This is a genomic window from Pseudoalteromonas sp. HL-AS2 (assembly GCF_031198805.1).
Taxonomy (GTDB): Bacteria; Pseudomonadota; Gammaproteobacteria; order Enterobacterales; family Alteromonadaceae; genus Pseudoalteromonas; species Pseudoalteromonas nigrifaciens.
Genome location: NZ_CP133571.1, coordinates 2,214,955 through 2,241,141, shown reverse-complemented (window position 1 = coordinate 2,241,141; position 26,187 = coordinate 2,214,955). Strand labels below are relative to the sequence as shown.

Sequence of the window (26,187 nt, the reverse complement as noted above, 5' to 3'; positions counted from 1 at the left end):
AGGAAGGTATAATAATAATGAAAAAATATGATGGCCTTAATCAATCAATGCTAGAGCGCTTTGCAACTCGTCCGGGTCGCAAAGAATTATTACCAGAGTTAAGCGAAAAAGCGCAAGTTGCGCTTATGTGTCGCATGCTTATTCGTGAAGGATGGGATGAGCATATTGCAGGGCATATTACTTACCGATTAGAAAACGGTAATATTTTAACTAATCCATGGGAGCTCGCTTGGGGGGAGTTAACCGCCAGCGATATCGTTACGCTAGACCCAAAGGGGAATGTGCTTGATAGTGATTGGAATGTGACCCCAGCGATAGGTTTGCACTTACAGTTGCACGCAATGCGACCTGACGTACATGTTGTTATTCACAATCATCCGCATTGGAGTGGTATTTGGGCTTGTATGCAAAAAGTGCCTCCAGTATACGACCAAGCAAGTGCTTATTGTGGTGTTGAATTACCACTTTATGATGAATATGAAGGCACCTTTGAAAACGAAGCAACTAGCTTATCAGCAGTTGAAGCGCTCGGTGATGCTAAGTGGGCATTACTGGCAAACCACGGCTCGTTAGTGGTGGGTAAAAATCTGCGCCAAGCACACCTAAGAGCAATTACTTTAGAGTGGCGCAGTAAACGCGCGTATGAAGTGGAATTAGCAGGTGGCGGGCGACCATTAAGTGATGAAGAAGTTAAAAAAGTGTCTATTGCTGACGACAACGGTTTCCCTTTTGTTTGGGAAGCAATGGCGCGTAAAGAATTACGCCTAGATCCAGGTTTAGTCGACTAAATTTGTCGGATTCACTTAGCTAAGTAGAAGGAATAAAAAATGAAGCTTACAGTAACTCCGCTTGATAATGTTGGCGTAGAAGTGTCGGGTTTCGATATTAACGAGCCACTTACCGATGAAATAAAAGCTGAACTAAAAGCACTATGGTACGAACACGCTATTTTAGTGTTTCGTGATCAGGATATTAGCCCTGAAAAGCAAATTGAGTTTAGTCGCATTTTTGGCCCGTTAGAATTACATCCGTTAAAAGTTACCACCAGTGATAAATATCCAGAGTTATTTGTGCTACAAAATGGTGGCCCTATGGATAAGTTTCAAACTGCTTTTTATAAAGGCGAAGAAATTGTGGGTCGGTTAGATTGGCACATGGATTTGCATTATACAGCGCGTCCAAATCATGGTGCACTGTTGCGCGCTGTGGTGGTGGCAGCAGAAGATGGCATGACCGGTTTTGGCGATTTAGCAAAAGCGTACGATGCACTCGACGACGACACTAAAGCTTTAATTGAACAGCTAGAAGTGGTTTACAGCTTTAGTATGCAGCGCCGTCATATGCGTTACGTTAACCTAGATGGTTATGAGCCTGGCCCTAACAGCCCAACAAAACCAACCGACATTGGCTTTCCTGACTTTTCAGACGCTGCTTACCCTATGGTAGTTACACACCCGATCAGTGGCCGTAAAGTACTTGAGGTGGTAGAGCAGTTTTTAGATAGAGTTGTTACTCCACAGCAATTTGGTTTATCGAATGATGAATCTATAGAGCTACTTGAGCGACTTGTTGCGCATGTACAAAAGCCGGAATTTACTTACTTTCATAAATGGCGCGAAGGCGACATGGTACTGTGGGATAACTGGCGTGCAATGCACTGCACTACCGGCACTAAGCCTGGGATCAATCGCGTTATTAACCGCACCACTATTGAGGGCGATATAACGCTTGGCCGTGTGTTAAAAACAGAATAACTTATACAATACATCAATTGCAGCAGCTTAAATTAACCAGCTGCTGCTTTTTTATATCTTTCATTAATACTTACCAGCCTCTACACGACATTTCAATCTGCTAATTTTTAATCTATAGCATGCACTTAATATACTTGCTTTTAATACGCAGATTTATTACCTAAGCAGAATAAGTAAGTTAAACCGCTACGCTGTTTGCTATAACGGTTGTTAAATTAAGTGCTAAGGCGTGTTTATTATTCGAGGTTAAATTGGCAGGTGCTTAGCGGCGCTGCGCCCAGCGAGTCTGCCAAAAAAAGTGGCATCTCCAACCGACATACCACTGGCATATCCCTTGGCTGTACGTGGTAATCCCGCGGTGGCTCGACCAGCAGCATAAAGCCCACTTATTATTTCATTGTCTAAATTAACCACTTCACCCGTAGTGAGTGTTTTTAGCCCACCAAGCGTAAATATGAGCGGGCCTTTGGTGCCGGGCATAATTACAGCAGTCATTTCACTTGCAGAGTATTCTAATAAGGCAAAAGGGGGCTTGTTTAACGGTTTTAGCCACTCGGCGGTTTTATGAAATAGTGGGTCTTGTTTATTACTGGCGTGCTGATTAAAGTAGCTAACAGTTTGCTCAAGCATACCGGCCGGGAAGGGCGCTTCACTGGCAACTTCTGCTATGCTATCGCCAGTGGCAACAATGGCTGCACGTTGTAAATAATGCGACGCCTCAAAATCCTCTTCTTGTACTAACAAATAAAACTTTTGCTCAGCTTGTTGGCAAGAATAATGCGCCAATCTGGCTAAATACGCATCTTCATTTATATAACGCTGACCGTGTTTATTTAGTAAAATACCGTAGGTTAGCTTTGCTGGTGGATAGAGCGGAAACGACATAAAAGCCTGTTCCATATTAATTGTTTGCCCGCCGACTGCTTGGCCTAATTGAATACCATCCCCCATATCGAAGGTGTTGCCATAAGGTACGCAATACTCAAGTAGATCAGGCATATATTGACGTGTCATGGTGTCGTTCATTACAAAGCCACCGGTGGCTAATACCACACCACGAGTTGCACGAATCGCAATTTCTCGGTTGTCGCGCTTAGCAATTACGCCGCAAACACGATTGTTTTTATCTACTAATAAAGCAATAGCGCGACAATCATTAATTACCTCAGCGCCCGCGCCTGCGATGCGCTGCATTATGGCATCCATAAATATTTTACCGCCTTCGTCGCCCACTTTAGAGGGCACGTGACCGCGTGGAACGGGCTTAGCAATGGTATTAAAAGGGTGAGCTTTTTCATTACCGGTAAATAATAACGACTCATCACTGAGTGGCACTACTGTACGCTCTAAAAAGGCAGCGCGTTTATAAGGTACACCAAGGGATTCAACCCAATCAAAATGTCCTGCAGCGCCTTGTGCATAACAACGCATCTTATCTTCATCGCCATACGGGCCAAGTGCTTCGCGTAAATAAGCCAGCATGTTTTCGGTGCTATCTTCTAAACCTAACTCTTTTTGTAATGCAGTGCCGCCACTGCCGCCTAAATACATTTCACAGCTTGATAATGCAGTCGAGCCACCCCCAGCACTGGCACGTTCTAAAATAGTAACCTTAGCACCTAAGGTTACAGCTTCTAGTGCGGCGGCGGCTCCTGCGCCGCCATAACCGCACACGAGTACGTCGGTGCTAATATCAAAGTGGCTAATCGATTCAAAAGCGCGAACTTTGTGTGTGCTTAGTATTGGGTTCATGTTATATCCATATAAGTATTTAATATTTAGTGTTTAAAACTTGCCATTGCGCATCATGGCGTCCATACCACCATCTACATAAATAATGCTGCCATGCACAAAAGAGGCTTGGGCTGATTGTAAAAAACTGACCGCATCGGCAATTTCACTTGGCTGACCATTGCGACCAATAGGCGCAACAAAGTTACGTACGGCTTCGCCAAAACGTGGATCTTGCTTAGAGGCTTCGTGCAGTGGAGTTTCAATTGCACCAGGCGCAACTAAGTTAATACGTACGCCGGTACTCCCCGTTTTAACGGCTAAACGACGACAATGCACAGTGAGTGCGTATTTAGACGCAGAATAGGCTATTTGTGGTTGGCCAAGCTCATCTGCCAGTGCGCGAGCGGCTGGCTCGTCATTGTTGAGCATTAACTCAATAATAGGGTGTGGATCTGCCACTTGTTGACTAGCGGCCACTGAGCCAATAACGGTAATAGCTGGCTGCTCACCTTTAGCGAGTGCAGGTTGAAGTAATTCAATTAACTCGGTTGAGCCAAAATAATTAACCGAAACCACTAAACTGCTACTTGGTGCGGTAACGCCAAGGCCCGCACAACAAACCAGGCCATCTAGTTTACCATTGGCTAATTTGATAACTTGCTCTGCGGCATTAGCGCGACCTTCGGGGGATGATAAATCGGCATTAACCTCGGCTTGATGGCGGTCTATGCCGATCACAGTATGACCTGCTGCGCGTAGTTTTTCACAAACGGCGGCGCCAATCCCTGATGCTGAACCTGTAACTGCGGTAACTGACATAATAAACTCCTAGCATTATTGGTTAATAGTAATTAAAACAAAGTTTAATTTACTGAATGGGTTTTATGAGTTGTTTTGCTTGATAAGATTTTAATTTAAACAGTAAAAATACCGATATTAATGTTGTACTCGTACTAATAAGTAAAGCATAACGTAAGGATTCAACACCGGCCTCCTCGCTAAATACTTCACTAAGCACGCCCACCAACATAGGCCCAACACCTATGCCTAAAAAAGTAATCAGCACGGTTTGCATTGAAATAGCCAATGCCCGCTGAGTGCCCGGTACAATTGAAGTGAGTAATGTGAGACAAGGGCTAACCCACCATACAGAAAAGAAACTCGCTAAGGTGCAAAACAGCATAGCAAATGGAATACCGGCAAAAAATAGGTCATCGCCTAAGCCTTTAGGCCATAAAAAATATATAACAATAAATACCCACCCCAGTATATGGCCTAGTATAGGTAGCCATAAAACACCTTTTCGTCTGGCGATTCTATCAGCCAAATAGCCACTAGAAAGAATTCCAATTGCTGCCGCACCGCCGCCAAAAAAGCCTGCCATCATGCCGGCTTGGCTCAGTGTTAAGTCGTGGCTGCGTACTAAAAAAGTGGCATTCCACATGCCAAACGCATTTGCGCCTAACGTTGCAATGGCGCTTGAGCAAACTAATAGTCGATAATCTTTGCGCTTTAACAATGCTTTTGTTGATGCTCTAAAACCTGTGGTTAGTGCAGGCTGCAGCGGTGAAGTTGGAGAGCTAATGGCATCATCGTATTGACCGCGTTTAGGTTCGGGCATCACAAAAAATAGCAAAAAAGAAATAAACAAAGCGGGAGTAGAGATAATAAAAAAGGTTTCTCGCCATCCATACAGCTCTACCCAATATGCACCTAAGGTAAGCGCAATAATGGCGGCAAAGGTAGCGCCAGAGGTAAAACAGCTAATCGCAAATGAGCGTCGCTCAACCGGGTAACTGTCCGAAAGTAACGATAAAGAGGCCGAAGTAACCGGTGCTTCAGCTACTGCCACCAACATACGCATTATTAGTAAACTAATAAAGCCTGCAGTTATGCCGCTAAGTGCTGTAATAATGCCCCACACTAATGCGCTGGCGGCTAACAAACGTGTGCGGCTCACTTTGTCAGCAAGTCTGCCGGCCGATAAACCGGTTAAAGTAAATACAATGGCAAAACCTAGGCCAGTTAATAAGCCCATTTGCGCATCTGAGGCGCCAAATTCAGCTTTGATGGGTTCAATCATCACCGCCATAATTTGTCGCCCAACAAAACTTTCTATATAAAATAAAGTAAGCACCAACAATAAAGCATGTTGGCGCCAATTAGATTTTTTTATGTTCAAGCTTTCGCCGCCTTTAAGGCCTTAGCCATAGTCATTGCGGTGTCGTCTATCATATCTTCTTGTCCGCCTACGGTTTTTAAGCGCCCTAGTTCAAGTAAAATATCACGTGCAGGTACACCGTATTTTTTCTCGGCGCGTTCTGCAAATAATAAAAATGACGAATAAACACCAGCATAACCCAAAGTTAATGAGTTTCGGTCAATACGAATAGGTTGATCCATCATTGGCATGACTAAGTCTTCAGCAACATCCATAATTTTGTATAAATCAATACCGTGATTAACTGCCATACGATCAAGTACCGCGGTAAATACTTCCAACGGCGTATTACCTGCACCGGCACCTAAACCGGCCACCGAACCATCAATGCGATTAGCGCCCATTTCGATTGCCGCCAGCGAATTTGGAATACTCATGCCTAAATTATGATGACCATGAAAGCCAATTTCGGTCTCGCTGTTAAGTTCGCTGCGCAGTAACGCAATACGGGTACTTACGTCGTCGGGCAACATGTAACCAGCAGAATCCGTACAGTAAATACAGTTAGCACCGTAAGACTCCATTAGTTTAGCCTGTGCAAGTAGCTCCTCTGGGCTGATCATATGTGCCATCATTAAAAAGCCAACGGTATCTAAACCCATTTTACGCGCTGCGCTAATATGCTGCTCTGAAACGTCAGCTTCAGTACAGTGAGTAGCCACTCGAATTGTACTTACGCCATGATCATAAGCCATTTTTAAGTGATCAACCGTTCCTATGCCCGGAATTAATAACGCTGAGACTTTAGCTTGGGTCATTTTTGGCACTACAGCACTTAGGTATTCTTCATCGGTATGAGCAGGAAAACCATAATTAAGTGAAGAGCCGCCTAAACCGTCGCCATGGGTAACCTCAATTAAAGGAATGCCCGCCTGATCTAAGCCAGTGGCAATAGACACCATTTCATCTAAGCTAATTTGATGTTGCTTAGCATGCATACCATCACGTAATGACATATCGTGCAGGGTAACTTTTTTACCTTTTAAATCCATGATATTACTCCTTAAGATTGACTATCTGATGGCGATTGACCTAGCATTTGTAGTGCAAACATTTCTGCAGTACGCGCGGCCGACGCGGTCATTATGTCAAGGTTACCGGCATATTTAGGCAAGTAATCGCCCAAACCTTCAACCTCTAAAAATATAGACACTTTACGACCATCAAACACCGGGCCATTTTTTAGTTTATAGCCTGGAACATACTTTTGTACTTCAGCAATCATTTCATGCACAGATGCAGTGATAGCGGCTTGATCTGGCTCTGTTTCGGTTAAGCAATGGATGGTGTCGCGCATTAATAATGGTGGCTCAGCAGGGTTAATTATAATAATGGCTTTGCCTTTTTTAGCGCCACCAATTTGCTCCACTGCGCCTGAGGTAGTGCGAGTAAATTCATCAATATTTTGGCGTGTACCTGGGCCAACTGATTTTGATGAAACAGTGGCAACAATTTCACCATATTCAACCGGCTGTACGCGCGATACCGCAGCAACCATAGGAATAGTTGCTTGGCCGCCACAGGTCACCATGTTAACGTTTTTAATATCAGCATTAAGTTGATTTAGGTTAACCGGAGGCACACAAAAAGGGCCAATAGCCGCTGGGGTTAAATCTATCATCAACACGCCTTTTGCATTCACTTTAGCTGAGTTTTCACCATGCACGTAGGCTGAGGTTGCATCAAAAGCAATTTTGATTTCATCGGCTTCAATATGCGGTATTAAGCCATCAATACCGTCGGCGGTGGTTTTAATACCCAATTCGCGTGCGCGCGCTAAGCCTTCTGAGTCTGGGTCTATGCCTACCATCCAAACGGGTTCTAATATCTCACTGCGTTTGAGCTTATAAAGTAAGTCAGTACCAATGTTTCCTGAACCGATCAGGGCGCATTTAATCTTTTTCATGTTATTTCCCTCGTGGGTTAACTGTTAATCGCAAAAGCTGACAGAGCATGAACCGAGACCTTCGATCTCCATACTAAAATGATCGCCGCTGTTAGCATCTATTAGAGGAGCCAGAGCTCCCGACAGAATAATTTCGCCTTTTTTAAACTCTATACCATACTCGCCTAGCGTATTTGCCAGCCATGCAACTGCTTGCGCAGGATGCCCTTGTACTGCTGAGCCCACACCGGTTACTGCTTGTTTACCATTGTGTTTAACTACCATAGTGGCTGCAGCTAAATCGAGTGTGCTAGGGTCGGTATGTTTATCACCAATTACAAATACCCCGCATGAGGCGTTATCGGCCACGGTATCAACTATGGTGATTTGCCAGTTTTCGATACGCGAATCAACAATTTCAAAACACGGTGCCACCCAATCAGTCGCAGCAAGTACTTGCTCTGCGGTAACGTTTGGGCCTTGTAAGTCGTGTTTAAGGCAAAACGCAATTTCGCCTTCGGCGCGTGGTTGAATTAAATGTGATTTTTTAAGGCTAATATTACTGCCATCAGGGTGGTGCATAGTGTTGGTTAAAAAGCCAAAGTCGGGCTGATGCACATTAAGCATTTTTTGCACTGCTTCACTGGTAACACCAATTTTTTTACCAATGATTTTTTCGCCAGCCTGAGTGCGTATTGCCAGTGTTTTTAACGACACTTGATAGGCATCGTCGATTGTAAGCTCGGGGTTATTTTTAATTAATGGCGCAATAGGTGTGCGCTGTTGCTGCGCATCATAAAGAATTTGTGCTAAATGCTGGTGTAGTTCGCTCATGCGCTTTTATCCTCTGTAGACCAAAGATCAGGTAAGCCAGGATCGGTTTGATGAATAAGGCGTTTAAGTAATAGCTTTAATGCCATTACGTCGCCTGCACCAAGCTCTGTAATGAGCTCTTCTTCAATTACTTTTGCTTGCGCAATATGGTGTAGTGAGGTTTCTCGCCCAGCGGTGGTAAGTTGGTAATTGTCTTCGCTTTTTTGGCAAATAAGATCCTGCTTTTCTAAAAAGGCCATATCTTCAAGATTGACACTGTGGCCGGTATAATCAAGGTGGGTATTTAGCTGCTCTAAACTCAGATTTTGCTGAATATTTAATACCGATAATGCAAAAAAGTGTGAATCTTCCAGCGCTTGCTCATCGAGTACTTTACGCATGCGGTACAGCATTTGAAAATGTGAACGCCCAAGCAAGTAACCTAGTAAATCTTCGTTGTAGCTGCACTGTGGCGCTGTAGGTTCACTAGATAAGTTAACCGCTGCCCACGGTTTACGTGCAGTCATTGCGTACTGACCTTGCTGAAACACCAGTGGCGGTAGTGCTTGATGATCAAACCCCAGTACTTCACCTATAAAAATAAGATGATCCCCCCCATCGTGCGTTACCATATTACGACACTGAAAACGCGCGCTACAATCGGCAATAAGTGGTGCAGAGCTAATCCCCGCTTCGAGATTAGTGTCATTAAATTTGTCTTCGCCTTTTGCGGCAAATTTATTTGACAGCTCTTGTTGGTGCTGCGAGAGAACATGAACGTTCCAGTGCTCGGCCTCGCTAAAGGCAGCCACACTAAGAGAGGTTTTTGCCAAGCTCCATAGCACCATAGGTGGGTCTAACGAAACAGAATTAAAGCTGTTTGCGGTAAGACCAACAGGGGTGCCATCTGGAGCGGTGGCAGTAATAATTGTTACGCCAGTAGTAAAACTACCGAGCGCCTGTCTAAATGCCTGACTATCAAATTCTGCTTGTGCCATGTTAACTCGCCTTATTACTGTTATATAACTTCAGTATCATGATCTGGCTATTTTTCATCATCGTCTTAATGGACTAAACAACACAGGCATTTGCTATTTATATGATTACTCAGCAATTTATTTAGGTTATTTTATATTAAACAACGGCTAAGTTTTATTACGAAGGTTAGCTTTAAGTGGCCTATTTAAATAGGGCAAAATAGTGACTGCAGCAACCGTACATTAAATAATTTAAATACGAGAACTCGTCCAAGTGGACGAGGTTTATTTGAATAAAAACAGCTAGAAAGGAAGCACAGCTCAATTAGTTTACTTGCAATGCAAAAGCTGCAATATAGTGTGTAAGCAAATATTGTTCGCCAGGCCCAGGCAAGTGTAAAACCTAGTAAGGATATAGTGCATGAACAGCAAAGATTCAGGTTCAATGGCAGCTTTGCTGCAGCATCTGCAACAAGCGCATAAATTGCAAATGTTGGTAACTGCAGCGCAAAGGCGAGAGCGTATTCAACAAGTTATAAATTTACTTGTAGAGCATCACCAAGCATTTGCCGAGGCAATAGAAGCTGACTTTAATGGTCGCAGCCAAGGCTTTTCTATTATGAATGATGTGCTCGGCTCGCTAGCCAGCCTTAAATATACCCGCGACAACTTAGAACCATGGCTTAAAAGTGAAAGCCGCGAAGTGTTTGCTCCTTATGATCAACTCGGTAGTACCGCACGGGTTGAATACCAACCCAAAGGCAGTGTGGGTATTATAGGTACTTGGAATGCGCCACTTTATACCTTATTTGCCCCGTTGGCGTGTGTATTAGGGGCGGGTAACCGCGCCATACTTAAACCATCTGAGGTCACGCCTAAAACAGCGGCCTTAGTAGCGCAATTATTTGCCAAACACATAGACCCATTACTAGTGAGTGTAGTTACAGGTGGCGCCGACACTGGTGCTAAATTTAGCGAACTGCCGTTCGATCATTTAGTATTTACTGGTAGTACCCAAGTAGGTAAAAAAATTATGGCGGCAGCGGCTAAAAATTTAGTGCCAGTTACCTTAGAGCTTGGCGGTAAATCGCCGGCAGTGCTTAGCCAAGATTGCGATTTAAGCGAAAGTTGCAAACGCTTAGCCTTAGCAAAAAGTAATAATGGCGGCCAAGTGTGTGTTAGCCCTGACATTGTTTATGTACCGCGTAATAAGCTTGATCAAGTGGCTGCATTATTACTCGAAAATTTTCGTCACTTTTATCCAGAAATCACTCATAATCCAGATTTTGTACCTAGCGTTAACCGCCAACATTGCCAGCGAGTTGTCGATTTAGTTGAGCAAGCTCGCGATGCTGGATGCCAAGTTCTTAGTAGTCATGAGGTTGCTAATTTAGCAGAGTTGGTCACAAGCGATAAACGTTTACCACTGCAATTAGTTATATCCCCAGATAAAGAGCTGGATATTATGCAGCAAGAAATATTTGGCGCTGCATTAGTGCTACTTCCTTATGATGATATAGATGGCGTTATTAACGATATTAACAGCCGTGCTAAACCACTAGCGCTGTATTATTTTGGCGAAAATGACGCAGAGCTGAGTAAGCTTTTAGCAAACACTTCATCGGGTGGAGTAGCGGTAAATGATTGCTTAATGCATGCGGCAATGCACGATGCGCCATTTGGTGGCGTAGGTGCATCGGGTATGGGGCATTATCATGGTCGTGAAGGCTTTTTAGCCTTTAGCCATCAGCGTACTGTATTTGTTGCCCCAAAACACGACCCTCGTGGTGAGTGGGGCTTATTACCGCCGCATCATGAGCAATTTAAAGCTATGATGGTCGCGCAAGTAACGGCCGACTGACGTTAACCGGCACTGTTACTTTAATAATAACAGTGCCTAATATTACTTATTAATTCCTGCCTTTTAGTCTTTGTTATTTCTCATTATTTTTAGTTATCGTTCATGCGGACTATTTAGTTTTTGTAATAGTGTGCGAGGATAAAAACCTTACATTTATTGTTGATAAACACGCGATTATAACGTGATACAGCAATTTGCTTTTTGTAATTATGAAAACGCAATACATTAAGTTTTTAGGCCGTGCAAAGCGGTCTCAAAATTAACTTATGTAGTGTTAGGTACAGCGCGCGTAACTGGCGATATTCCTGTTAGTTAATTTTACTCGCGTTCAATTTTAAACAAGGACTAAATAGTGAATATTAATAAAAAACCACTAAATGCAGCGATAGCGTTAGCCTTAATTAGCATGGCAAATTCGACACTAGCGGCTCAAGAGCAAAGTACTAAAAAAGAAGGTTTGGAAGTGATCCAAGTAACCGCGCAAAAGCGGGTACAAAACTTACAAGAGCTACCTACGGCAGTTACCGTGTTTAATGCCCAAGCATTGGCCGATAAAGGCATTACTGATGTTGAAGATCTCAGTGTATATACGCCAAACATGCAAATATCAGAAACTCCAGGCGGCAGTACTGGTGCTACAATTGCCATTCGTGGCTCGGTTACAATTAACCCTGCAGTTACCTGGGAGCCCACTACTGGTGTGTATATAGACGGGGTATTTGTATCTAAAAATGTCGGTGGTTTATTTGATGTAGCTGCTATAGAGCGCGTTGAAGTACTGCGCGGGCCGCAGGGTACGCTTTATGGTAAAAATACAATAGGTGGGGCGCTTAATATTGTAACGCGTAAACCCAGTGGTGAGTTTACCGGCGAAGTACGCGTAGGGGCAGGTAACTACGGTATGACAGATGTTTATGTTACTGCCGACTCGGCGCAAATTAACGACAAACTCAGTTTTAATTTTACCGCTAATAAAAAACAGCGCGACGGCTTTTACGATAACCTTTCGACAAGTTCTGATATTGATAAGTTTAAAGAGCTTGATTCTACCTCACTGCGTTTTGGTGCCTTGTATGAGCACAGCGATAATCTAGAGTTTTACTACACTTACGATAGCAGTAATAAAAAAAACACTCCTCCGTTGGGCCAAGTCTATATTGCCGGTGCGATGCCAGAAGATACGAAAGATCGCCAAGAAAGTGCTGCATTAGATGGCGCTATATTCGATCGCTCTAAAAGCTCGGGCCATGCACTTACAGTTACATGGCAGCAAAGTAATAACTTAACTATTAAGTCAATTACGGCACTACGTGAAATAGATTACGATGATGGCAATGACTACGATGGCGCTGATTTTCTTGGCTTTCATACCTACCGCCATGTAGAGCATGAGCAAGTATCACAAGAGCTACAATTTATTGGCGATATAGATAATTTAACCTACGTTGCAGGCTTGTTTTACTTTAAAGAAGAATCTGATGTAAACAACCCGTATGTACTGGGTTTTGGCACAGTGAATAACTATTATGGTGTTGAGTCTACCTCGGTTGCCGCTTATGGTAATGTAGAATATCGACTAAGCGACAAGCTAATGTTGGCAGGGGGTCTGCGTTGGACCACAGAAGAAAAATCATTTTATATAGAACACCCAGATGACTTTAGCTTTGCTTATTTTTTCCCACTGCCATACACCACAGCGGGCGATACTTGGAATAACACCTCGGCTATGGCATCACTTAACTATGAGTTAGCAGACAATATTCACAGCTATGTTAAAGTATCACAAGGCTGGAAAGCGGGTGGTTTTAACGGTGAAGCAGCAACTCAAGCATTAGCAGTAAAACCCTATGCACCAGAGGAAGTAATTGCCTACGAATGGGGCCTTAAATCGCGCTGGTTAGATCAACGCATTCAAGCCAATATAGCGGTGTTTTATAACGATATTACCAATATGCAAATGTCGGAATACTTAGGTGCGTACTCAGATATTCAAAACGCAGGCTCGGCAAAAGTGGCGGGGTTAGAGTTTGAATTAGTAGCGGCATTAACCGATGATTTAACGCTAAACTTTAATTACGGTTTGTTAGACCCTAAATACGACAAGTTTATTACTTACGATGTGTACACTGGGGTAGCAAACGATGTTACCGACAGTGCCGAGTTTCCCTATAGTCCAAAAAATAAATGGTCGCTTGGGTTAAATTACATTAGTGAAACAGCCCTTGGTGAGTTTAGCGCCGGCGCCGACTACAGCTTTGTGGACGATCACTTTGCGTTTCATAATCAACCTTCAGCCCAATATACTCGGATTGAAAAATACAACTTACTTAACGCCCGAGTTTCACTTAAAAGAATTGCCGGCAGTGACTTTAGTGCCTCTATTTGGGGTAAAAACATGACCGACGAAGAGTACCGAATTAACGGTGTGCCGTTGGGTGATTCGTCAGGGGTATTCATTGGTGGCTTAAATTACTATGGCGACCCAGTAACTTATGGAGCAGAAATAACTTACTCATTTTAATAAAGAGTTACAGCTAAAAAGAGCCCCTACTTTTTAAGTAGGGGCTCTTTTTTGTATCTATAATTTATTTAAAAATAGATTAGTCTTGGGTATAAGCTACGGTGCCTTTAGGCACATATACGCCATTTACTTTGCTTTGGAACTCTTCTTTACGCGCTCTTGGATTAAAGAACTGTTTGTACCAAATACGCGCTTTCATAAACGGGCCATCACTTGGTAAAAACAACCCATTAAAACAAGGTGCTTTATTTGTCCACACTTGGAAGTCTTGCATAAATGCAAACTTACTTGCGTCTTGGAACTGGCGTGCTGCTACTTCATCCTCTACTGTGGCTACTTCATTGCCACCCGGTGATTTAACTAATAATGCGTGCCAAACTCTAATTGAACCATCCTCTACAGGGGTATGCGTTATCATTAAGTAAGACTCGTAATAGCCAGTCAAATGTGAAATTAATACGCCCGGACCATGGTATTTAGTTATTGTATGCAGCACTGGGCTTGCGCCATCTTCGCCTACTAAAGTACGGTGCGGACCACATTGACGTTGAATTGCTTCGTGGCCATCAAATTCATTTTCGTAGCGCTGTACGGTAGAGCCGTGAATTGGTGCTAAATGGCTATAATCACAAATGTTATCAATAACTTCTTGCGGATGCTGCTCAAGTATTCCCAAGTCGTCAAAGCGCCAATGTACCCACGCTTTATCGTCCCATTGTGGCAAACTTGGGTGATCCCACTCAGGATCACCATTTTCAGGATCGTGCCATATCCAAATTGCACCCATGCTCTCGGCCACAGGCCACGCTTTAATACAGGCTGTTTTTGGGATTGGTCCGTCGTGGTAAGGAATGTCGTCACATTGGCCATCAGGGCCAAAACGCCATGCATGATAAGGACAACGAATGCTATCGCCTTCGATGTTGGTACCACCGCCATCAATAATAACGTAAGAGGTATCATTTTCGGCGGCTAAATGCGTTTTCATATGCGGGCAATATGCGTCGAGTAGTACCACTCGACCTGTTGCTCTACCGCGATATAGTGCGAAATCGCGACCAAAAAACCGTACGGCTAGGGGCTTATGCGTGTTGATCTCTTCAGCCGTAGCTATCATGAACCAACCTCTTGGGAATGTATAATCGCCGAGGCGATAATCTTGTGTAGTGGCCATAAGTATTCCTTTTTATATTTAGGTAGTAGATGTACTTGAATTATTGTCTGAGGTGCAATCTGCTTTATTATTATAAGATTGCGCTGTTTTATCGTTATCACTTACTTTACTTGCTATTCGTTGTTGATAAGGGCCAATGGCTTTGTAGTAAAACCAAACCGAAAACAACGATAAAGCAATCATCACTGCAATGGCGTACTTAAGGCCTTCACCCGCATCACCAACAGAAAATAAGTCACTGAGTGTACCGGTTAGCAATGGGCCAATACCGGCACCAAAAAAGGTTAAAAATAAACTTAAGATTGCAATGCTAGTAGCTCTTTGAAAGCTGTTAACTAAATGGCTCACTGCAGCGAATGCAAGTGTTGGCCACCAGCTGTTAAAAAAGCTAAAGCCAGCAGCAAATATAATCGCGTGCGGTATTTTAAGGCTCCCTAATTGCCAAAAGGCGCCGGCAGGCCAAAGTAAAAAAGCCAAGCCAAAAGGAATACTAATTAATACGCCAATCGCAGGCATACGTAATTGCCAACGACAGTCTTTTTGGCTTAGTTTGTCGCAGTAATAACCGCTAAACATTGACCCAGTAGCAGCAAAAACACCACTGGCTATACCAAAGGTAAGGCCTGCATGTGAAAGTGACATATCGTAATTGCGTACCATAAAAGTAGGGGCCCAAATGGCGTAACCATAGCCGACCATGCCAGCAACGGCAGTACCCATACAAATTAAGAAAAACCCTTTTAGTTTCATAATATCGGCAACAGCACGGAAAAAGTTTTCTTGCGGTTGGGCACGAATATTACGCTCAGCATCGGTGTCATAAACACCTAAGCCAGGGTCTTTTGCAAAAACATAAAGTAGCAATGCTAGTAATAGCCCTGGAATACCGAAAAAGATGAATACTGCGCGCCAGCCGTGCTCTTGGGCTATCCAACCACCTAATGCCATGGCGGCTAACAAACCAATGTGTGGGCCAAGCATATATAAGCTAATTGCAAATGAGCGACGATGTGGAGGGTATAAATCAGATACCATAGAAATAGACGGTGATGTACCGCCTGCTTCACCAATGGCAACTGTCATACGGGCAACTACAAATTGCCAAAATTGGGTAACAACACCGCTGGCCATAGTGGCAAGGCTCCAGAGCCCACAACATACCGCAATAATATTTTTACGGTCGGTGCCTCTATCGGCCATACGGCTTAACGGAAAGCTAACCGCAGAGTATAAAACGGCAAATGCAAGGCCGCTCACCGCGCCCATAATAGTATCTGATACGCCAAACTCTAATTTAATTGGCTCAAGAACAATGGCAATTAAATTGCGATCGATATACGAAAAAACGTAAATAATAGAAAGCAATAATAGCGTCAGACGAGTCCGACCTGCGCTTAATGAACTTTGACCTACTTGCATTTATTGCACTCTCTTTTTGATATTGTTTTAAGCTACCTTAACTTTGCTAATAATTTCAGCATCGTCCTTTTGGACGTATTACAGAATCGCTAAATGGCTTCTTATTAAGTTAAGAAAATATAAACGCGCTGATCACTTATTTTTGGAGAAATAATGAAATCGATGATTTTACCCAAAGAATCACAAGGCCATCAGCTGCATAGCCTTTTAGAATATCCAATTACTCCACCCAATGCGGATGGTTCGGTAGTGGAGATAGCTGAAGGTTTGTTGTGGTTACGTATGCCTATGCCTATGCCGATGTCGTTGGATCATATAAATCTTTATTTACTCGAAGATAACGACGGTTGGTATATTCTCGATACCGGGCTTAATAATGACACAACACGGCAATTGTGGTTAACGGTAATAGAACAACATTGCAACAAAAAAGTAATTAAAGGCGTTATTTGTACGCATTTTCATTATGACCATAGCAGCCTAGCTAGTTGGTTAATGGCCACGTTTAATGTGCCGCTATATATGACTTTTGGTGAGTTTTACATGCTAAAAACGCTGAGTAATAACACCGCAGCGCTAGGCAGTGACAACCAGTTAGATTTTTATCATAGAGCAGGTTTACCACGAGATGAGTTAGACGTGATCATTACTAGTTGCCGTAAAGATCCCTTTATAAAATTTAGCCCGCCGTCATTTAATCGTCTGCGTGAAGGGGATGTGCTCACCATAGGTAAGCGCCGTTGGCAAATAGTCATAGGGGAGGGGCATTCGCCAGAGCATGCGTGCCTTTATTGTGAAGCCGACAAGCTACTGCTAGCTGGCGATCAGTTATTGCCCAATATTAGTTCAAATATTTTAGTGTCTGAGTTAGAGCCGCAAGGTCAGCCATTAAAAAACTGGCTACGTTCGCTTGAAAAGCTACAAACGCTCGACCCACAAACCTTAGTATTACCAGCCCATGGCCCAGTATTTCGCCACATGCATTTACGAGTACAACAGTTGATTGATCATCATTTTGAGCAGTTAGATATATTAAGAGCATTTGCACTGCAAGCTCCTGAATTTAATGCCTATCAGGCAATGAAGCATTTATTTAAACGCGCTCTTTCACCCATAGAAAGTATGATGGCATTGGGCGAAACCTTAGCGCACCTAAATTGGTTAGAAAGTAATGATGAATTATTTTGTCAGCGTAAAACTGATTCAGGCATTAATAGTTACTTACTCACGGACAAAAAATTAGCAGCTGGGAATACATTATGAGTTTATTTAATTTAGTCACTGCCACTAAATCACAATTAATGGCACCTGGCGCACCATTTGAAATCACTAATAAGCAAATCAATGGTCAAAGTTATCAGGTGTATTGCAACGCGCCGCTTAATTTAGCGCAAGTGATTAATGATGCAAGGCGCACTGATGAGCAATCATTTTTGGTTTATCAGGGAGAGCACTGCAGCTATAAACAGTTTTTTCAACACGTTGATAATGTTGCCAGTTACTTGCAGAAACATGGCATAAAGCAAGGGGATCGTGTTGCTATTGCAATGCGTAACCGACCTGAGTGGGTTATTGCTTTTTGCGCGATAGCATTGATAGGTGCAGTACCTGCACCACTCAACAGTTTTGGGATGCAGCAAGAGCTAATAACTGCACTTAATGGTATTACGCCTAAATTATTAATTTGTGATGGCCCAAGATGGCAGCGAATTAGCCAAAGTAATGAGTGGTTAACCGATACCTTAGTATTAAACGATACAGCATTAGATTTATCGCAATCTGCTGCTGCAATAGACTTTACAGAGGCGCTTAATTATTCAGCGCACAGCATTGAACCACCCACAATAACAGCGACCGATGCGGCTTTAGTACTGTTTACCTCAGGTGCGACCAGCGTGGCTAAAGCGGTTGAGTCGAGCCATATTGCAGTGTGCCAAGCACTTTATAATATTGACTTTATTGGTGCAATATCGGCAATGACCTCACCTAAAGCATTAGCGCTAATTATGGAAAAAGGACTGGTGCCTACTATTTTAACCGCGGTGCCGTTATTTCATGTAAGTGGTTTACATGCCCAGTTATTGTCGGCATTACGTGGCGGGCGGCGCTTAGTGTTTACCCATAAGTGGGATCCGCTAGAGGCAATTGAACTGATCAAAAAAGAGCAAGTAACACAATTTAATGGTGCGCCATCTATGGTGATGCAGTTATTACGAGAGCCGAGTTTTCATAGTGCAGAAGTTATGGCCTCGTTTAGTGGCTTAGGTTTTGGCGGCGCAGGACTACCAGCCAGCTTAATTGATAAAACGCTGTCTAGCTTACCTGAGCAAATGATAGGAATTGGCTTTGGTATGACCGAAACCAATGGCGTGGGCGCAGCAGCGTCTGGCGATTTATTTCGCCATGCACCCAAAAGCTCTGGGCTTATTTCGCCCATTATGGAAGTACGTATTTGCGCAGCAGATGGACAGTCGTTACCTAGCAATAGTGTGGGCGAAGTATGTATGCGCGGTATTACTTTAATGGATCAGTATGTTGGCGACTTAACAGCAACTCAAGATGCAATACGCTCTGGGTGGTTACATACCGGCGACTTGGGCTATATAGACGACGCAGGCTTTTTGTTTATTGTTGACCGTATTAAAGATGTGATTAACCGCGCGGGGGAAAATATTCCCGCAGCCGAAGTAGAGTCGTGTTTGCTTGAACACCCTGCGGTAGCCGAAGTAGCAGTGTTTGGTATTCCAGATGAAGAAACCGGTGAGGCCGTTATTGCTGTTGTTTGCCCATTAGAAGGCGAGTTTATTGAAGAGCAGCAATTGCTCGCACATGTAGCACAACGACTGGCTAAATATAAAGTACCGCAGAAAATTCATCTTATGGAAGATAAATTACCGCGTAATCCGGCCGGTAAAATTTTAAGAAACAAATTAAAAACAAAGCTTTATCAATAAATGTTAATCGCCGTTAAAAAAGCCAATAAAGCGCAGATTAGTCATTAGTGAATAAAAATAATTGAACAGGAGAAGGTAGATGACCACAGCCAATGATGTTGAAAAAAATTACGATGTAATTGTTGTCGGTTCGGGAGCGGGTGCAATGACTGCAGCACTGTTTGCCGCCGATCAGGGTAACTCAGTACTTATTGTTGAAAAAACCGATAAATACGGAGGCACCTCTGCAATATCTGGAGGTGGTATTTGGATCCCAAATAACGATGAATTTCGTGCACTTGGCGGCAAAGACAGCTATGAAGCAGCACTCACTTATATTAAAGCGGCCAGCCAAGGCAGTGTTGATGAGACGCGTATTCGTGCCTATTTAGATAATGCACCAAAAATGCTGCGCGAGCTGCAAGCTAACAGCCGCGTTAAATTTGCGGTTGCCGATAAGTACCCCGATTACTATCAACACCTTGAAGGCTCATTACCGGGTGGGCGTAGTATGGATCCAGAGCTATACGATACCACAGGGCTGGGCGATGAAATGGATAACCAACAGCCTGCTGCCGGTAATGCATTACTGATGGGGAAAATGTCGTGGACTGCGCGCCAAGCACATAAAGCAGTGTCGAAGGAGCGCGGCTGGATGCTGATGATAATTGGTTTAATGCTACGTTATAAATTGGACTTTAAGCAGCGTAAAAAAGGACGCCGCGATCGCAGAGCAGGGTTAGGTGCGAGTTTAGTGGCATCACTGCGCCACTCGTTATGCGATCGTAATATTCCATTATGGCGCGATACAGAGTTTACCGACTTTGTTATTAATAACGACAAAGTGACTGGTATTAAAGTGCTACGCGATGGCCAAGAACTTACATTAAATGCGCGTTATGGCGTAATAATGGGCAGTGGTGGCTTTGAGCAAAATCAAGCATTACGTGAAAAATATTTACCGGCACCGTCACAACAAAGCTGGAGTGCAACACCTAAAGGCGGTAACACTGGCGCGGCATTAGAAGCGGGGCAAAAACTAGGTGCAGCCACCGATTTACTTGATTGGTGCTGGTGGACACCTACCTTAAATGTACCTAAAGAGCGCAACGCTCGTGGTTTATTTGCCGAGCGAGCCTTTCCTGGTGCTATTGTTGTTGATGGTGCCGGGCAACGGTTTTTTAACGAAGCAGCGCCTTATTTAGAATTTGGTGATGCTATGTATCGTAATCATCAAAAAATGGGTAATTCTATTCCTGCTTGGGTGGTTTTTGATGGCCATTTTCGCCATGAATACGCTATGGGACCACTGATGCCTGGCAAAATTATGCCAGATAGCAGAGCGCCCAAAGCCTGGTTAGGCTCGGTTTATTTTAAAGCCGATAGCTTAGCAGAGCTGGCAAAACTAGTTAATATTGATGCTGATGGATTAGCACAAACAGTACAAAAGATGAACCACTACGCAGCAACGGGTGTAGATGAAGACTTTGACCGTGGCGGTAATGTGTTTGACCGTTATTACGGCGACACCAAAGTAAAACCTAATCCTTGTTTAGCACCGCTAACAAAAGGCCCTTATTACGCATTAAAAATTCATCCGGGTGATATTGGCACTAAAGGTGGCTTGCTTACTAATGAGTATGCCCAAGTGGTACGCCCATCGGGTGAACCCATTGCAGGACTTTATGCCATTGGTAATAGCTCATCCTCTGTTATGGGGATAAGTTACCCTGGCGCAGGTGCAACAATTGGCCCAGCTATGACCTTTGGTTACGTTGCGGCTAATCACATTACTGCTAACCGTGGCGCAGAAGCCAATGACTAGAGAATTGCATATGACGATCAATAATTCATTAAACTCTAGCATTAGCAACGAAGTGGATAGTATTCCTAAATTAGTGTTTGCTGCTGCAAAGCGCCATGGACAACTTATTGCTATTGAAGATGGCGAAGCAAAAATAACCTATCAAGACTTACCTACTGAGAGTTTAAATGTTAGCCGTGCACTTATTGCTTTTGGAATAAAACCGGGCGATCGCGTGGCTATTTGGGGAGCAAACTCTGGGCGCTGGGTGCTTGCCGCGATTGGTTTGCAAATGGCCGGAGCAGTGTTAGTACCTATCAATACCCGTATGAAAGCAGTTGAAGCGGCTGAAATTATTAATCGCAGTGGCGCAAAGTTAGTGTTTAGTGTTGGTGACTTTTTAAAAAGTGACTACCCCGGCGAATTGGCAAAATTATTCACTCCACAGCAACTGTCGATTGTAACCTTAACCCCACGTAAAGGGGAGCCACTTGATATTTGTTGTGATTGGCAAAGCTTTTTAGCTAGAAAAGACAGCATAGATGAGCGCAGTGCCCGTGAAATTGCCTTAGGGGTTGGTGCAGATAATCTGTCTGATCTTATGTTTACCTCTGGCACTACAGGCAAACCCAAAGGTGTTATGAGCCGCCATGGGGCAATAATTAAAGCGTTTAGCGTATTTGTAAAAACCTTAGGCATAGTACCTGGCGATCGCTATTTAGTGGTTAATCCGTTTTTTCATGCCTTTGGTTATAAAGCCGGATGGGTAAGTTGTTTATTAGCAGGCGCGACTATTTTACCACAAGCAGTGTTTGACGCCGATGATGTACTTGCCCGAATTAGCCAAGATAAAATAACCGTATTACCTGGGCCACCAACACTTTATTTATCATTGCTTGCTCATCCACAGTTGGCAAGCGCTAACTTAAGTAGCCTGCGCATAGCCGTTACTGGCGCTGCAACTATTCCGCCTATTTTAATAGAGCGAATGCGTGAGTTATTAGGTTTTAAAGTGGTAACCACAGCCTATGGATTAACTGAGTGCGGTGGTTTAGCAAGTATTTGTGGCATTGATACCGACGTTGCCACCATAGCCAGTACCAGTGGCCGCGCAATTGAAGGCACCGAAATAGCAATAATGTCTGAGCAGGGTGAAATACTCGGTGCTAATGAAACTGGCGAAATTTGTATTCGTGGTTTTCATGTAATGAAAGGGTATTTTGAGCAACCACAAGCCACCGCCGAAACCATAGATAAAGACAATTGGCTGCACACCGGCGATGTTGGGCATTTAGATAAAAATGGCTATTTAAGCATTACCGACAGACTAAAAGATATGTACATTTCGGGCGGATTTAACTGTTATCCGGCAGAAATAGAGGCAGTACTTATTGAGCACAGCGCTATTGCACAAGTTGCAGTGGTAGGAATTAAAGATGAGCGCATGGGAGAAGTTGGCTGTGCATTTATTACTTTAAAATCATCAGCAGAACTTGATGAGGCAACGTTAATGACTTGGTGTCGTGAGCGCATGGCAAATTATCGAGTACCCAGAAAAATCAAAATAATTGACGCAATGCCAGTAAATGCTTCTAACAAAGTAGTTAAAGCAGAACTGATAAAGCATTTTATGCAACAGTAAAATTTTAGAAGGAGCAAACATTTGGAATTTTCATTTACCGAAGAGCAGAAAATGATCCGCGATACTGCGCAAGCCTTCTTAGCTGAAGTATCGTCATCGAATGCAATACGCAGCGCAATGGACACTGAGCAAGGCTTTGATCCACAAATATGGCAACGTATTTGCGAAGAAATGTACTGGCAGGCAATTCATATACCGGAAGAATATGGCGGCATGGGACTAGGCTATGTAGATTTGGTGGTTATGCTGGAGCAAATGGGACGTTATTTATTATGTTCGCCGTTTTTTTCAACCGTGTGTTTAGCCAGTAATGCCTTAATAGTTGCCGGCACTGATGAGCAAAAGCAACAATATTTAACGCAAATATGTGAAGGTAGTTTAACCGCTACGCTTGCCTATACCAGTAAAAATGGCCAGTGGGACGCAACAGCAGTGCAAGGCATTGTAACTGCACAGGGCGATGATTATGTACTTAATGGCACATATCGTTATGTACTAGATGGCCACACGGCGCAATTATTAATAGTTGCCGCACGTAGTGAAGGCAGTGAGGGCGAGCAAGGAATAAGTTTATTTGCAATAGACTCAGACACCCCTGGAGTAAAGCGCACTTGGTTGCCAACTATGGATCAAACACGTAAACAGGCAGAAATAGTGTTTGATAATGTGCGAGTGAGCAGCAGCCAATTAATGGGCGAGGAAAATAATGCTTGGCCACAGCTAAATAAAGTATTGCAACTAGCTGCTATAGCCATTGCAGCAGAGCAAGTAGGTGGCTCGCAACAAGTATTAGATTTAACTGTAGAGTACACCAAAGAGCGAGTGCAGTTTGGTAGGCCTATAGCGGGTTTTCAAGCAGTTAAACACCAAGCGGCAGATATGATGCTGCGTACCGAGGTGGCGCGCTCAGCCGTTTATTACGCTGCGTGCGTAGCAGAGGAGGCGCTCAGTGGTGGTTTGTTGGCCGATGAGTTAGGCGAAGCAGCCAGCGTAGCTAAGTCGTATTGCTCAGAAGGCTACTTTAAAAATGCCGGAGATGCGCTGCAGCTTCATGGTGGAGTAGGGTTTACCTGGGAATATGACGTGCACTTATATTTTAAACGAGCCAAGTCGTCTGAGTTATTTTTAGGTGATGCAGCTTATCATCGTGAACACGTCGCAACATTGTTATTAGATTAAATGGCTGCTAAAAAAGGTAAAACAGATGAAATTAAGTTTTAGTGATGAAGACGAAAAATTTCGCGCCGAAGTGGCACTTTGGCTCTTTGAGAATTTAGTGGGTGAATTTGAGCAGCTTAAATTTCGCGGTGGCCCAGGGGATGAACACATGTTTCCTCTGGAGCGTAAAAAGTGGGAACAAAAGCTCGCGCAAGGAGGTTGGACCTGCATTGGTTGGCCTAAAGAATATGGTGGCCGAGGGTGCTCTATTGAGCAGCAAGTTATTTTTAATGAAGAATATGCTCGCGCGGGTGCACCGGGTCGTGTTGGGCATATAGGTGAAGGGCTTGCTGGGCCAACGTTAATTGCCTTTGGTAGTGAAGCGCAAAAACAAAAATACTTGCCAGGCATTGCAGCCGGAACCGCACTTTGGTGCCAAGGTTATTCTGAGCCTGGTGCAGGCTCAGACTTAGCTAATGTTAATACCAAGGCACATTTTGACGAAGCCAAAGGTAAGTGGATTATTAGCGGGCAAAAAGTGTGGACATCGCTTGCGCATGAATCTGACTATATTTTTGTTATAGCGCGTACTAACCCAAATTCTAGCGCTCACAAAGGGCTAGGCTTTTTCTTAATGAAAATGGATCAGCCAGGTATTGAAGTGCGTGGCATAAGGCAGCTTACCGGCACCTCTGAGTTTAATGAGGTATTTTTTGATCAAGCCGAATGTGATGCCGACGATATTGTAGGGCAACCAGGTGAAGGCTGGGCTATTGCTATGGGTTTACTTAATTTTGAGCGTGGCGTGTCGACCTTAGGTCAGCAAATGCAGTTTCAAAATGAGCTTAATCAAATTATTGATATAGCCAAAGCCAATGGTAAAAGCCAAAATCCAACTATTCGCCAACGCATTGCTGACGCTCATATAGGGCTTAAAATAATGCGCTACAACAGTATGCGTATGCTCTCAGATACAGGTGATGGCGGCTTACAAAAAGAAGCGCTGATCTATAAGTTATTTTGGGCAACATGGCACCGTGATTTAGGCGAACTGGCAATGGATGTACTTGGCCCCGAAGCCGAAATACTAGAGTCAGGCCCTTATACATTAACCCGTTTACAGGCTATGTATTTGTTTGTTCGCTCAGATACCATTTATGGTGGCACTAACGAAATACAACGTAACATTATTGCTGAACGTGGCTTAGGTATGCCCAAAGAGCCTAAAATAACCGCATAAAATAATTGTATTACTTAACCTGATGTAACGGATAAAAAATCGCTTAACCAGCACATCAGGTTACTTATTTTATTGCTCATTACGACTGGGCTGGTGGGGTTATTTTTAGCGAAGGCTGTGAGTTCAAAAATTAACTAAAGAGTAAGAAGGGCTGTAAAGCTAAGCCCGCTTAATCAGCGGGCTTTATTTGAATACAGTAAGGACGTTAAAAACTACTGCGAGGCATAGGCATCGGCGCGTCGGTTAGTCCCCCATTAACACCAAAAATTTCACCAGTGATATAGCCCGCCGCGGGCGAGGCTAAAAATAGCGCACAAGCCGCTACATCTTCAGGCTGACCTAAGCGATTCATAGGTGTACGTTTAACAATAGCCTGCTCCATTTCATCATTCATTACGCCTTTAAGTGCTTCGGTAAGGGTTGAGCCTACACTAATTGCATTAACGCGCACTTTAGGTGCAAAATCTTGCGCTAAATTAAGCGTCATAAAATTTAATGCCGCTTTGGCGATGCCGTAACTGATAAAGCCGGGCTGAGCTAACTGCCCAGCTACCGATGAAATATTAATAATACTGCCTTGGCCACTGGTATTTACCATGTGCGGGGCACTAATACGTGACAAATCAAACGCGGTAGCGGTATTGAGCTTAAAGCAATTTTCTAACTCTGCTGCGCTGCTGCTAAGTGTAGGCTTAATTGCGCCTGAGCCACCGACGTTATTGACTAAAATATCGAGTCGGCCAAAATGCTCAATTGTTTTATCAACTAATGACTGTCGTTGTTGCTCATCAAGTACATCGCACGCAACGACTAAAGCGCGGCTGCCGCGTTGGCGTATTTGCGCTGCTGTTTGTTCAATATCTTCGATGGTTCTGGCAGTGACTACAATATCGGCACCCGCATCGGCTAATGCCAGTGCTATGGCAGCACCTATGCCACGCCCTGAGCCGGTAACAATAGCGACTTGGCCATCGAGGCGAAATCTATCGAGTATAGACATTAATATCTCCTTACTTAAATTAGACTAACATGTTGCTGTGCAAATTAAGGT

The 26,187-nt window shown here is 43.7% G+C and carries 20 protein-coding genes; 10 read left to right on the top strand and 10 right to left on the bottom strand.

The features are described 5' to 3' along the window. Positions 1–17: 17 nt before the first annotated feature. Positions 18–788, top strand: a complete 771-nt coding sequence (locus RB215_RS10435) for a class II aldolase/adducin family protein (protein WP_011328805.1) — start codon at positions 18–20, stop codon at positions 786–788. Between the two features lie 39 nt (positions 789–827). Further along, positions 828–1,754, top strand: coding sequence for a TauD/TfdA family dioxygenase (locus tag RB215_RS10430; RefSeq protein ID WP_011328804.1), 927 nt, complete (start codon positions 828–830; stop codon positions 1,752–1,754). Between the two features lie 246 nt (positions 1,755–2,000). Here the strand turns inward: RB215_RS10430 and RB215_RS10425 are convergent, their stop codons facing one another. The 7 genes from RB215_RS10425 to RB215_RS10395 are packed head-to-tail and all read right to left on the bottom strand — an operon-like array spanning position 2,001 to position 9,405. Then, positions 2,001–3,506: an FAD-dependent oxidoreductase gene (locus RB215_RS10425; RefSeq protein WP_208834147.1), complete on the bottom strand. Its 1,506-nt coding sequence runs from the start codon at positions 3,504–3,506 to the stop codon at positions 2,001–2,003. Positions 3,507–3,539: 33 nt separating this feature from the next. Next, a complete protein-coding gene (locus RB215_RS10420) occupies positions 3,540–4,307 on the bottom strand; it encodes an SDR family oxidoreductase (protein ID WP_179807449.1) in 768 nt (255 codons plus the stop codon). 49 nt (positions 4,308–4,356) lie between these two features. Further along, positions 4,357–5,670: an MFS transporter gene (locus tag RB215_RS10415; protein WP_306287838.1), complete on the bottom strand. Its 1,314-nt coding sequence runs from the start codon at positions 5,668–5,670 to the stop codon at positions 4,357–4,359. Then, complete coding sequence (gene dmpG / locus RB215_RS10410; RefSeq protein WP_011328800.1) at positions 5,667–6,701, bottom strand: 4-hydroxy-2-oxovalerate aldolase; 1,035 nt, start codon at positions 6,699–6,701, stop codon at positions 5,667–5,669. The genes RB215_RS10415 and dmpG overlap by 4 nt, the downstream gene beginning before the upstream one ends. Before the next feature lie 11 nt (positions 6,702–6,712). Further along, positions 6,713–7,615, bottom strand: coding sequence for an acetaldehyde dehydrogenase (acetylating) (locus RB215_RS10405; protein ID WP_011328799.1), 903 nt, complete (start codon positions 7,613–7,615; stop codon positions 6,713–6,715). A 24-nt stretch (positions 7,616–7,639) separates the two neighbouring features. Beyond that, positions 7,640–8,428, bottom strand: a complete 789-nt coding sequence (locus tag RB215_RS10400; protein ID WP_182684186.1) for a fumarylacetoacetate hydrolase family protein — start codon at positions 8,426–8,428, stop codon at positions 7,640–7,642. Continuing rightward, entirely contained in the window at positions 8,425–9,405 is a 981-nt protein-coding gene (locus RB215_RS10395) for a flavin reductase (RefSeq protein WP_011328797.1), read from the bottom strand. Before RB215_RS10395 ends, RB215_RS10400 begins: the two co-directional genes overlap by 4 nt. 400 nt (positions 9,406–9,805) lie before the next feature. Here RB215_RS10395 and RB215_RS10390 point away from each other — a divergent pair, with 400 nt between their 5' ends. Continuing rightward, on the top strand, positions 9,806–11,245 hold the full coding sequence (locus RB215_RS10390) for a coniferyl aldehyde dehydrogenase (RefSeq protein WP_309216323.1): 1,440 nt from the start codon (positions 9,806–9,808) through the stop codon (positions 11,243–11,245). A 352-nt stretch (positions 11,246–11,597) separates the two neighbouring features. After that, positions 11,598–13,766: a TonB-dependent receptor gene (locus RB215_RS10385; protein ID WP_011328795.1), complete on the top strand. Its 2,169-nt coding sequence runs from the start codon at positions 11,598–11,600 to the stop codon at positions 13,764–13,766. Positions 13,767–13,845: 79 nt separating this feature from the next. Here the strand turns inward: RB215_RS10385 and RB215_RS10380 are convergent, their stop codons facing one another. Both RB215_RS10380 and RB215_RS10375 read right to left on the bottom strand, forming a co-directional pair. Further along, positions 13,846–14,940, bottom strand: a complete 1,095-nt coding sequence (locus RB215_RS10380; protein WP_011328794.1) for a Rieske 2Fe-2S domain-containing protein — start codon at positions 14,938–14,940, stop codon at positions 13,846–13,848. A gap of 18 nt (positions 14,941–14,958) precedes the next feature. Then, positions 14,959–16,359, bottom strand: a complete 1,401-nt coding sequence (locus RB215_RS10375; protein WP_011328793.1) for an MFS transporter — start codon at positions 16,357–16,359, stop codon at positions 14,959–14,961. A 153-nt stretch (positions 16,360–16,512) separates the two neighbouring features. On the opposite strand from RB215_RS10375, the gene RB215_RS10370 reads away from it, so the two are divergent. The 6 genes from RB215_RS10370 to RB215_RS10345 all read left to right on the top strand — a co-directional run bounded on the left by RB215_RS10370 (position 16,513) and on the right by RB215_RS10345 (position 25,136). Then, complete coding sequence (locus RB215_RS10370) at positions 16,513–17,622, top strand: MBL fold metallo-hydrolase (protein WP_309216322.1); 1,110 nt, start codon at positions 16,513–16,515, stop codon at positions 17,620–17,622. Then, positions 17,619–19,313 (top strand): class I adenylate-forming enzyme family protein, encoded by a 1,695-nt coding sequence (locus RB215_RS10365; protein ID WP_309216321.1) that lies wholly within the window; start codon positions 17,619–17,621, stop codon positions 19,311–19,313. The genes RB215_RS10370 and RB215_RS10365 overlap by 4 nt, the downstream gene beginning before the upstream one ends. Positions 19,314–19,392: 79 nt before the next feature. Further along, positions 19,393–21,117, top strand: coding sequence for an FAD-binding protein (locus RB215_RS10360; RefSeq protein ID WP_011328790.1), 1,725 nt, complete (start codon positions 19,393–19,395; stop codon positions 21,115–21,117). 10 nt (positions 21,118–21,127) lie between these two features. Next, positions 21,128–22,738 carry a FadD3 family acyl-CoA ligase gene (locus tag RB215_RS10355; protein WP_011328789.1) on the top strand — a complete coding sequence of 537 codons (1,611 nt, stop codon included), beginning with the start codon at positions 21,128–21,130 and terminating at the stop codon, positions 22,736–22,738. A gap of 21 nt (positions 22,739–22,759) precedes the next feature. Further along, positions 22,760–23,917 carry an acyl-CoA dehydrogenase family protein gene (locus tag RB215_RS10350; RefSeq protein WP_089368585.1) on the top strand — a complete coding sequence of 386 codons (1,158 nt, stop codon included), beginning with the start codon at positions 22,760–22,762 and terminating at the stop codon, positions 23,915–23,917. A gap of 25 nt (positions 23,918–23,942) precedes the next feature. Next, on the top strand, positions 23,943–25,136 hold the full coding sequence (locus tag RB215_RS10345) for an acyl-CoA dehydrogenase family protein (protein ID WP_011328787.1): 1,194 nt from the start codon (positions 23,943–23,945) through the stop codon (positions 25,134–25,136). A gap of 205 nt (positions 25,137–25,341) precedes the next feature. Here RB215_RS10345 and RB215_RS10340 read toward each other — a convergent pair whose 3' ends face one another. Beyond that, on the bottom strand, positions 25,342–26,136 hold the full coding sequence (locus tag RB215_RS10340) for an SDR family oxidoreductase (RefSeq protein ID WP_011328786.1): 795 nt from the start codon (positions 26,134–26,136) through the stop codon (positions 25,342–25,344). Between the last annotated feature and the right edge of the window lie 51 nt (positions 26,137–26,187).